Genomic DNA, 10,648 nt, shown 5'->3' with positions numbered 1-10,648 from the left:
ACTATAGATTATTAGCTTATATAGCATACTAGTAGTCAAAGAGAGAAAAAGGTATTTTTCTCTCTTTGGATTAACGGAGTATTGCGCTGATTATCTTCTATATACTGGTGTTATTCTTCACTACTAACAGAATAAACCACCCACTTCTTTGTTTCATTTCAATATATTCGTTTAATATTTAAGCGTTCAATCACAAAATATCGTTTTTTTTAAAATAGTCATTTAACTTAAGACTTACTTAATGTGTGGTTTAATTCTCTACCATTAAATCAATTTGTCCAATTTTTATCCTGTAATTGTTTGCTATTTGTTTCGTTTATGTTTGCAACTTGTTCATTTTGGCGTAAAGCCCCTTATTGACGGAAACGAATACAGTTGGTTAATTGAACAATGACAAAATAAAAAGGTATTCCGTTTTTAAACAGGAAACCAAAAAACACAACAGAATAATGACGGAGAATAATGATGAGAAGCTCCAAAAAACAGACAGGGTTGCTAACCGCTACAATCGGCTTACTCGCTTTGGCTATTTCAGCGGGTGTGCAAGCGAAAACATTAGTGTACTGTTCAGAAGGCTCACCGGAAGGATTTAACCCCCAACTATTTACCTCAGGTACGACTTATGACGCAAGCTCAGTACCGCTTTATGATCGCTTAGTTGAGTTTAAACTCGGCACCACTGAAATTACTCCCGGCTTAGCTGAAAGTTGGGAAGTGAGCGATGATGGTAAGGTGTATACTTTCCATTTACGTAAAGGGGTTAGTTGGCATAGCAACAAAGAGTTTAAGCCCACTCGTGAATTTAACGCAGATGATGTGATATATACATTTATGCGTCAAATGGATCCAAATCATCCTTATCATAAAGTCTCTGGTGGAAGTTATGAATATTTCACTGGGATGGATATGAATAATATGATCGAGAAGATCGAAAAAGTGGATGACAATACGGTTCGCTTTGTACTTACCCGTTCAGAAGCGCCTTTCTTGGCTGATATGGCAATGGACTTCGCATCTATTCTTTCTGCCGAGTATGCAGATAATATGATGAAAGCAGGGACTCCTGAGAAAGTGGATCTCAATCCTATTGGTACGGGACCTTTCCAACTGCAACAATATCAAAAAGACTCACGTATTCTTTATAAAGCAAATGATAAATATTGGGGGAAAAAACCTGATATAGATCGTTTAGTTTTCTCTATTACGCCAGATGCTTCAGTTCGTTATGCCAAATTACAAAAGAACGAATGTCAGGCAATGCCTTACCCAAATCCTGCTGATATCGCCAAGATGAAACAAAATAAAGATATCCAGCTACTTGAACAACCCGGATTAAACGTGGGGTATATCTCTTTTAATGTGGAGAAAAAACCGCTCGATAACCAAAAAGTACGCCAAGCATTAAGTATGGCTGTGAATAAAGACGCCATTATTGAAGCTGTCTATCAAGGTGCAGGTCAGAAAGCGAAGAATCTTATTCCACCGACAATGTGGGGTTATAACGATGATATCGTCGATTATGAATATAACCCTGAAAAAGCCAAAGCATTGCTAAAAGAGGCTGGCCTTGCAGATGGCTTTACTATCGATTTATGGGCGATGCCAGTGCAACGGCCATATAACCCTAATGCTCGCCGTATGGCTGAAATGGTACAAGCTGACTGGGAAAAAATTGGTGTGAAAACCAAGATCGTCAGTTATGAGTGGGGTGAATATCTGAAACGTGCTAAATCAGGTGAACACCAAGCTGTGATGATGGGCTGGACGGGAGATAACGGTGATCCTGATAACTTTTTTGCCACACTGTTTAGTTGCGCTGCGAAAGAGCAAGGCTCTAACTACTCGAAATGGTGTTATAAGCCGTTTGAAGATCTGATCCAGCCTGCGCGGATCACGGCAGATCACGATAAGCGTGTTGAGTTATATAAGCAAGCTCAAGTGGTGATGCATGACCAAGCGCCAGCACTGATTATTGCTCACTCCACGGTATATGAACCAATCAGTAAAAAAGTAGAGAACTATGTGGTCGACCCATTAGGTAAACACCACTTTAATAATGTCTCTCTAAAATAGTCGTGATATTAACGAGCTGAGTTATCTTTACCACGGTACTTCTCTGAGCGTTTAGAGAAGTACCGCTATCCAATAATAATCAATACATTCAGTACACTGTGAGCGCAGGGGCTTTCCCCTGATTTATCAGCGCTATCTTTTAGCTGATGTGTAAAAAGAGAATTAGGATATGCTGCAATTTATCCTTCAGCGTTTGGGGCTCGTGATCCCAACGTTTATCGGAATTACGTTATTAACCTTTATTTTTGTCCATCTTATTCCGGGTGATCCGGTCATGATTATGGCGGGAGAGCGTGGATTATCACCAGAGCGTCACGCTTATTTAATGGCGGAATTAGGACTAGATAAACCGCTATGGCAACAATATTTAAATTACCTTAACGGCATTATGCACGGTGATTTAGGTATTTCACTAAAAAGTCGTATTCCTGTCTGGGATGAATTTTTGCCACGATTTAAAGCAACCTTAGAGCTAGGTATTTGTGCCATGATTTTTGCTGTTTCAGTGGGCATTCCCGTTGGGGTGCTTGCGGCAGTAAAACGAGGTTCTATTTTTGATCATACGGCAATCAGTGTGTCACTTGCAGGATATTCTATGCCTATCTTCTGGTGGGGGATCATGCTGATTATGCTCGTTTCAGTGAAGCTTGATCTAACACCTGTATCAGGCCGATTGGCGGATAGTGTCTTTCTAGATGATAGCTATCCACTAACGGGATTTATGTTGATTGATACGCTCTTTTGGGGGGAAGAAGGTGATTTTCTTGATGCGCTACACCATATTATTTTACCGGCCATTGTGCTTGGGACTATTCCATTAGCGGTTATTGTGCGCATGACGCGTTCGGCAATGTTGGAAGTATTGGGAGAAGATTATATTCGCACTGCCAGAGCAAAAGGATTAAGTCGTGCACGAGTGATTTTGATCCATGCATTACGTAACGCAATGTTACCTGTTGTGACGGTGATTGGTTTACAAGTTGGTACGATGCTAGCCGGAGCGATACTGACAGAAACTATTTTTTCATGGCCGGGTTTAGGTCGCTGGTTAATTGATGCTCTACAACGTCGAGACTACCCTGTTGTTCAAGGGGGAGTATTGCTCATTGCCACTATGATCATTTTCGTGAATCTATTAGTGGATGTGCTATATGGCATTGTTAACCCACGTATCCGTCATAAGAAATAAGGAGTGCATCATGGCTGAAAATAACGTAACACCGGTCATTAGTGCACCGGTGCCAATGACCCCCTTTCAAGAGTTTTGGCACTATTTCAAACAAAATAAAGGGGCGGTTGTTGGCTTAATTTATATTGTCATTATGCTGTTGATAGCGGCCCTTGCAGGCGTTTTAGCGCCTCATGCACCCAATGAGCAGTTTCGTGAATTTCTTCTAACGCCCCCTGTATGGCAAGAAGGAGGAAGCTGGAGTTTTATTTTAGGTACTGATGATGTTGGGCGGGATATTCTCTCTCGCTTAATGTATGGTGCGCGCCTTTCATTACTCGTTGGTTGCATTGTCGTTATACTTTCGCTGATTTTAGGCATTATTTTAGGTTTAATGGCTGGCTATTTTGGTGGCATCGTTGATATCGCCATTATGCGCGTAGTTGATATTATGCTGGCATTACCCAGTCTTTTATTAGCATTAGTGTTAGTGGCTATTTTTGGGCCTTCGATTATTAATGCTTCAATCGCTTTAACCTTTGTTGCCCTACCTCATTATGTTCGACTGACGCGTGCGGCAGTGTTAACAGAAATTAACCGTGATTATGTTGTGGCGTCTCGTGTTGCGGGAGCAGGCTCTATACGCCAAATGTTTATCAATATCTTGCCTAACTGCCTTGCTCCTTTAATTGTGCAAGCCTCTTTAGGTTTTTCTAATGCCATCTTAGATATGGCTGCCTTAGGTTTTTTGGGAATGGGCGCACAGCCACCGACACCAGAATGGGGAACCATGTTATCTGATGTACTGCAATTTACCCAAAGTGCATGGTGGGTAGTGACTTTTCCGGGGTTAGCTATTTTGTTGACGGTTTTAGCCTTTAACTTAATGGGTGACGGTCTACGAGATGCACTCGATCCAAAATTAAAGCAGTAACGGAGTAAGAGCATGGCGTTATTAAATATAAATCAATTATCAGTTCACTTTGGTGATGAAGATACTCCGTTTAAAGCGGTAGACCGGATCAGTTATCAAGTAGAAGAAGGTCAAGTGGTGGGCATTGTTGGCGAGTCTGGCTCAGGGAAATCAGTCAGTTCATTAGCGATTATGGGGCTTATTGATTTTCCCGGTCGCGTATCAGCACAAGCCTTGCAATTTGATGGACGTGATCTAATGCAAATTTCTGAATCTGAACGTCGTGATTTGGTTGGTGCTGAGGTTGCCATGATATTTCAAGATCCGATGACAAGCCTTAACCCTTGTTTTACGGTCGGTTATCAAATTATGGAGGCCCTCAAAGTTCATCAAGGAGGAAGTCATCGTACGCGTAAACAGCGGGCGATTGATCTATTAACGCTGGTGGGTATTCCTGATCCCGCATCACGTTTAAATGTTTATCCTCATCAACTGTCGGGTGGAATGAGCCAACGGGTGATGATTGCGATGGCAATTGCTTGCCAACCTAAATTATTGATTGCTGATGAGCCAACTACTGCTCTTGATGTCACCATTCAAGCGCAAATTATCGAGCTATTACTTGAATTACAAAAACAAGAAAATATGGCGTTAGTGTTAATTACTCATGATTTGGCATTAGTTGCAGAAGCTGCAGATACCATTATTGTGATGTATGCAGGGCAAGTTGTTGAATCAGGCCTCGCAACAGAAATTTTCAAAGCGCCTCGCCATCCTTATACGCAAGCTTTATTAAAAGCATTACCTGAATTTGCGAGTGATAAAGCTCGGCTTGAGTCATTACCGGGCGTGGTTCCGGGACGTTATGATAGACCGATGGGGTGCTTACTTAATCCTCGTTGCCCCTATGCACAGGATACTTGTTTTCAGATAGAGCCAGAATTGAAAGAGATGGGTAAACATCGAGTGAAATGTCATACACCATTGGATGATACAGGGAGACCAACATATGGCTAATGTTAATCCGAATACTGCAGTGCCTTTATTAAAAGCGGTTAATCTTGCCAAATATTACAGCGTTAAAGGTGGACTTTTTACGAAGGAAAAAACCGTTAAGGCACTAGATGGCGTCTCTTTTGAGCTCGAGCGAGGAAAAACATTAGCCGTGGTTGGGGAGTCTGGCTGTGGTAAGTCAACCTTAGGTCGATTATTAACGATGATTGAAGTACCAACCTCAGGAGAGCTTTCATATCAAGGGCAAAATTTATTAGTTAAAGATAAATCAGCGGAAAAATTACGGCGCCAAAAGATCCAAATTGTCTTTCAAAATCCTTATGGATCATTAAATCCACGTAAGAAAGTGGGGCAAATATTAGAAGAGCCTCTATTAATTAATACCACGTTAAGTGCACAAGATCGTAAAGAAAAAGTACTTTCTATGATGGCGAAAGTAGGTTTAAAGGCTGAGCACTATAGTCGTTATCCGCATATGTTTTCAGGAGGACAACGCCAACGTATTGCTATCGCCCGTGGTTTAATGCTTGAACCTGATATTGTGGTTGCTGATGAGCCTGTATCTGCCCTAGACGTTTCTGTGCGAGCTCAGGTGCTTAATTTAATGATGGATCTCCAGCAAGAGATGGGACTTTCTTATGTTTTTATTTCCCATGATCTTTCCGTTGTTGAACATATTGCAGATGAAGTGGTGGTGATGTATTTAGGGCGCTGTGTTGAAAAGGGCACTAAAGCACAGATATTTGAAAACCCACAACATCCTTACACCCAAGCGTTATTATCAGCAACACCAAGATTAACACCGACATTAAGGCGAGAGAGAATTAAATTAACGGGTGAATTACCTAGTCCGTTAAATCCACCACCAGGATGTGCTTTTGCTGCTCGTTGTCGGCGCGCATTTGGAATGTGTACACAATTACAACCGACTTTAAAAGAGTATCATGGGCAGTTGATTGCTTGTTTTGCCGTAGAGCAAGATCACGGCGAGTTTTAATCAATAGATTGATAAATTTGGTTTATAAAATAAGAACAATGATATTATGTGTTGTTCTTATTTTTATATGACTAGCGTTTCTTATTATTTAGTCTCCCTTTAAATTTACTAAATAAAAGGGACGTTATGTTTTATAAAAAATTGCCATCATTAAATCTTCTAGTTATCTCTATTTCATTTGCTTTTATACATAATAGTGCAGTAGCCAATAACGTTATTGTAGATGCAGGAAAATCTGCAAACACAACAGTGAGCAAGAATGGAGATGGTTCAGAAACTATTTCTATCAACAAAGCAAACGATATGAATTTATCAGTTAACTATTTTGAACAATTTAATGTTGGAAAAGAAGGCGTTAATATTGATAATAGCGAGGCAAAAGCAAAAGTTATTCTTAACGAAGTGACTTCAAAAAAAACGAGTTCATTAGAGGGTAAAATCTCTGTTTTAGGACAAGATGCAGAATTGATTATCGCCAATCCAAATGGAATTGATTGCTACGGATGTCAATTTTCAGGCTCAGATAAGGTGATGTTAATTTCAGGGAAGTTAGATAGTATTACAGGCAAAAAAATTTACTTATCAGATGGTTATGTTAATCTAAAGAATGTTAATAATTTCAATGAAAAACAAACAATCAATGTTTTTTCTAATCGTATTAATATATTGGGTAAAAATAAAATCCCAGTTTTTAATGTGATCAATGGCTATGAAACGGTTAGTTTTGTTGATTATGATTGGAAAGGTGACCAAGGAAAAGAGCTATCTAAAGATAACCAAGAAGGTCTCTCTATTTTAGAAAATAGTTCATTAAAAACAGATCTTTTCTCTCTACAAGGTGGCATTTTTAATCTTGATGGGGATCTAATCACTAAAAAAATCAATATCATTCGTAATAAAGAAATTAATGCTAATGAAAAATCAGTATTCGGAATTATTAATAAAAAAAATGAATTTAGAGCATATAATGAAGTAGATCTAATGTTCATGTTAGCATCTATGAAGTTATATTTTCTTGAAATAGATGCAAAAAAATCAGCTGAAATAGCATTAGAATTAGAGGCATTAGAAGAAAAAATAATGGAGTTAGAGCCTCATAATATACATAAAAATAGACTAAAGAAAATAAGAGAACTAGCTACTGAAGCTAGGAGAGTTGCTGATCAACAGCAAGCAGAATATAACAAGATCCAGAGTGCTGTTCTTAAAATCGATGAAGCTAAACAAGCAGAAAAAAGAAAGTTGGAGGCTGAGGGTAAAGAAATAGGATCAGCACTTCAATATATAGAAAGTGACAATATTAACTTTAAAGGTAAACTAGCTATTATAAATAGCGAAGTTTTATTTAATGCGAGAAATATTAATGTTGATATTGATAAAACAATTTCTTATGTCAGAAATTCTGGTGTCTCATTTAATGCCCATCAAGATAATAACTACTCGGGTAGATTTGCGCTGAGAAATAGTAGTATCAGATTTTTAGGTTATCGAAATATCCCGATAGGAGATGGTAACGACGATAATAGCTTAGATAAAAATAAGCTTAATGATATTAATTTAAATAAACTATCTATGCTTGGTTTTGGTCAGATTTTTGCACATGGAGATAACATAAATATAACAGATGTTAAATTTAAAGAAACTCTTTCATATGATGGATTAAGCAAAAGTTATATAGATTTGATAGCTGATAATGAAATTAATATTAAAGGTCAGTTTAAAACTTCTTTAATTAATGAATATAGCTTATTTAAGTTCGCTAGCAAGATAACGGAGAATGACAAGGTTATTTTCGATATTAACCCACATAAAACTAAATAATTTAAATGATGATATTTAATAATAACAATTAAAAGAGTAATAAAATTATCATCTAAAAAAGATGAATATTATCTGGCTATTTGTGTTTATAGCCAGATAATTCTTTTTATTGATTTTAACCTGAGTAGAGATGCAGGCTTTCGTGTGTTTTTTCTTTATTGATTGTGATACATAATCGAAAAAATACAGTATAATCACCGTTGTTCAAGCATGGTTACTGGAAATAGCACTGATGAAACCTCATCTCAAACGTTCACTAACAATCAAACAGATGGCAGCTGTTGCAGGTGTCACGTTGGTGACTATTGCTATTTTTATTAGTATTCAGCTTGTTTATTTGATTGATCAACGCCGAGAAGATTATCAAAATCAGCTATTTAATGCGGCAGTCAGTATACAACAGCCGCTAGCTGATGCGCTATTGCGTTCAGATTTAAATGATGCCAAACAACTGATCATTAGTTTAAAAACGACCGGGATACTGGGTAAAGCGATTGTGACACAACCCGAAAATGTTCAGGTGATGAACTTAGATTTTGCACCGAAAAAATCAGTTTCTCAATTTTCACGTTGGCTGTTTGGCATCCCTGTTGAAGTGACTATCCCTTTACAGCCTTTAGGTATTACCTCCGCTGACGATAAAGCCTATACCAGTCATCTTATTTTACAGGCAGATACTAACCGTTTTTATCGTTTTGCGAGTAATACTGTCGCACTGATGTTGACGACTTATTTATTAATGGGTCTTATCCTCACTATTGCAATTAGCTGGTGTATTAATCGTATTATGGTAAAACCGTTGCGCCACATTGCTGTGACTCTTAATAAAAGTAATCAGGTTTCGATGTTGTCGTGTTCAGAATCTCATCGTGATGATGAGATTGGTTTGCTGATTAAAGGATATAATCAACAAAAATCTGATCAAAAAGAGTCAGATATCTGAACCTTCTTACACCACTATGACTCTAATCACGTGAGTGATTTTATTTTAGCGTTCTGTGGTGATAAAGATGACAACGCAACATACAGACATTTTACATCTAACATGTCTTCCGGCATTTATTGTTAAACCTCATAAGTGGTTTAATACCAAGGATTAATAAAACAGAGGTTCACATGCAGGGTGCAATGACACGAATTTTATTGGGAAGCGTTATGTTCAGCGCTGCTATTTGTCAGGTTCAAGCTGAAGCACTGCAGCCTGATCCTGCTTGGCAAGAAGGGCGACTCGCAAATGGTTTCCAATGGCAAATTTTACAAACACCACAACGCCCAAATGATAGGATCCAAATTCGCTTATTAGTGAATACGGGCTCTTTATCAGAAAAGCGCAGTGAAACAGGGTTTTCATCTCTGGTGTCAAAACTGAATGTGTTAGAAAACACCGGATTAACACCAGAAAAACGCGATAATCTTTGGAAAAATGCATTCGATCCTGATTATCCATTGCCACCGATGATCGTCTCTTATGACTTTACGGTTTATAACTTAAGCTTGCCTAATAACCAGCCTGAATTATTAAAAGATGCCTTTGCATTATTGGCGGGCATAGCAAAACCGGCACAATATACAGAAGATGCGGTTCGAAATGCGATTCAATCACCGCTTCCGGTGGTGACTTTTCCCGCTAATATTGATGATCCTATCTGGCGTTCACGTCTAGAAGGCTCAAATCTAAAAGGCCATAATCCAGGTAAACCGGTTAATCATTCGGTAAATACAAAAGAGTTATCAGATTATCAACAGCGTTGGTATACCCCAGATATGATGACGTTATATATTGCGGGTAATGTTGATAATCGTATCTTAACCGAAAGTATTAATCAGGCATTTTCTTCTCTTGAAGGAAAACGCGTGACACCTGTGCCTGTGCCTGTTCTTGCCGATATGAAACCAGAAACATTGTATGTGCAAGAACCCATGCGAAAAAATGACCAAATCTCTCTTATTTGGGATCTAGATTGGTCACCAGTGAAAGATTCTGACACACTGAGCCGTTATTGGTTAAGTGATTTAGCGCGTGAAGTGATTTTTGTGCACTTAGGTCGTAGTCTCGAACAGCGTAAAGAAAAAGAAAGTACGCAAGTGAATATCGATTGTCGAGTGCAATATCAACGAGCCAGTTGCTCGTTAAATGTTGATACAGCAACGGCAAATATTCCTGCACTTGCCACTTGGGTGGGGGAAGAGCTTGGCGAATTACGTAATCAAGGTGTCAGTGATGAATTGTATCAAGACTTACTACAAGAAAAGCAAATTCAACTCACCCAATTGTTTGCGCGTTATGCCAAAACAAGTACCTCTATCTTGATTAATCAGCGTTTATTGTCTCAGCAAAGCAATATTATTGATATTCCACCAGAGCAATATCAGCGTTTACGCCAAGCATTTTTAGCGGGTTTAACGAAAGAGATGTTAAATCAAGAGTTATCGAGAATTCTATCTGAGGATATCACTTTTGTATTAACGCAAAGTAGCGAGACGCCAACGGTAAACTTGGGTGAATTGCGTGTGCAATTTGAAAAGCAAGTTCACCCAGAAACAGCGAATAGCTCAAACAGGGCTAAAACATCGTTAACTACTGGTGAAAAAGCTTCGGTGCAGGCAGATGCACAACAAACAAAATAGATAAGTAGTACGGCATTAACTTAATAAATAAAAG

Annotated in this window: 8 protein-coding genes; all 8 read left to right on the top strand. The window is 38.5% G+C overall.

Annotated features, from left to right (window positions below):
- Positions 1-465: 465 nt before the first annotated feature.
- The 8 genes from dppA to AACU98_RS12545 all read left to right on the top strand — a co-directional run bounded on the left by dppA (position 466) and on the right by AACU98_RS12545 (position 10,614).
- Positions 466-2,073 (top strand): dipeptide ABC transporter periplasmic-binding protein DppA, encoded by a 1,608-nt coding sequence (gene dppA, locus AACU98_RS12580; RefSeq protein ID WP_004249098.1) that lies wholly within the window; start codon positions 466-468, stop codon positions 2,071-2,073.
- Between the two features lie 169 nt (positions 2,074-2,242).
- Positions 2,243-3,262, top strand: a complete 1,020-nt coding sequence (gene dppB, locus AACU98_RS12575; RefSeq protein WP_004246841.1) for a dipeptide ABC transporter permease DppB — start codon at positions 2,243-2,245, stop codon at positions 3,260-3,262.
- A 10-nt stretch (positions 3,263-3,272) separates the two neighbouring features.
- A complete protein-coding gene (gene dppC, locus AACU98_RS12570) occupies positions 3,273-4,175 on the top strand; it encodes a dipeptide ABC transporter permease DppC (RefSeq protein ID WP_004249100.1) in 903 nt (300 codons plus the stop codon).
- Between the two features lie 12 nt (positions 4,176-4,187).
- A complete protein-coding gene (gene dppD, locus AACU98_RS12565; RefSeq protein ID WP_004250066.1) occupies positions 4,188-5,171 on the top strand; it encodes a dipeptide ABC transporter ATP-binding protein in 984 nt (327 codons plus the stop codon).
- The gene (gene dppF / locus AACU98_RS12560; RefSeq protein ID WP_036895743.1) at positions 5,164-6,165 is read left to right on the top strand and encodes a dipeptide ABC transporter ATP-binding subunit DppF; all 1,002 of its coding nucleotides are present in this window, start codon (positions 5,164-5,166) and stop codon (positions 6,163-6,165) included. Before dppD ends, dppF begins: the two co-directional genes overlap by 8 nt.
- 126 nt (positions 6,166-6,291) lie before the next feature.
- Positions 6,292-7,986, top strand: a complete 1,695-nt coding sequence (locus AACU98_RS12555) for a two-partner secretion domain-containing protein (protein ID WP_161734833.1) — start codon at positions 6,292-6,294, stop codon at positions 7,984-7,986.
- 232 nt (positions 7,987-8,218) lie between these two features.
- Positions 8,219-8,929 (top strand): HAMP domain-containing protein, encoded by a 711-nt coding sequence (locus AACU98_RS12550; protein WP_004246847.1) that lies wholly within the window; start codon positions 8,219-8,221, stop codon positions 8,927-8,929.
- A gap of 173 nt (positions 8,930-9,102) precedes the next feature.
- Positions 9,103-10,614 carry a M16 family metallopeptidase gene (locus AACU98_RS12545; protein ID WP_062814556.1) on the top strand — a complete coding sequence of 504 codons (1,512 nt, stop codon included), beginning with the start codon at positions 9,103-9,105 and terminating at the stop codon, positions 10,612-10,614.
- The last annotated feature ends 34 nt before the right edge of the window (positions 10,615-10,648 follow it).

This window comes from Proteus sp. G4380, assembly GCF_963885725.1.
Taxonomy (GTDB): domain Bacteria; phylum Pseudomonadota; class Gammaproteobacteria; order Enterobacterales; family Enterobacteriaceae; genus Proteus; species Proteus mirabilis.
This window is presented reverse-complemented; position numbering and strand designations above follow the sequence as displayed.

What these genes read in the sequence shown, in the direction of transcription:
- AACU98_RS12545 (WP_062814556.1), top strand. Translation starts at nt 9,103, where the DNA reads ATGCAGGGTGCAATGACACGAATTTTATTGGGAAGCGTTATGTTCAGC.
- dppD (WP_004250066.1), top strand. Translation starts at nt 4,188, where the DNA reads ATGGCGTTATTAAATATAAATCAATTATCAGTTCACTTTGGTGATGAA.
- dppB (WP_004246841.1), top strand. Translation starts at nt 2,243, where the DNA reads ATGCTGCAATTTATCCTTCAGCGTTTGGGGCTCGTGATCCCAACGTTT.
- AACU98_RS12555 (WP_161734833.1), top strand. Translation starts at nt 6,292, where the DNA reads ATGTTTTATAAAAAATTGCCATCATTAAATCTTCTAGTTATCTCTATT.
- AACU98_RS12550 (WP_004246847.1), top strand. Translation starts at nt 8,219, where the DNA reads ATGAAACCTCATCTCAAACGTTCACTAACAATCAAACAGATGGCAGCT.
- dppC (WP_004249100.1), top strand. Translation starts at nt 3,273, where the DNA reads ATGGCTGAAAATAACGTAACACCGGTCATTAGTGCACCGGTGCCAATG.
- dppF (WP_036895743.1), top strand. Translation starts at nt 5,164, where the DNA reads ATGGCTAATGTTAATCCGAATACTGCAGTGCCTTTATTAAAAGCGGTT.
- dppA (WP_004249098.1), top strand. Translation starts at nt 466, where the DNA reads ATGAGAAGCTCCAAAAAACAGACAGGGTTGCTAACCGCTACAATCGGC.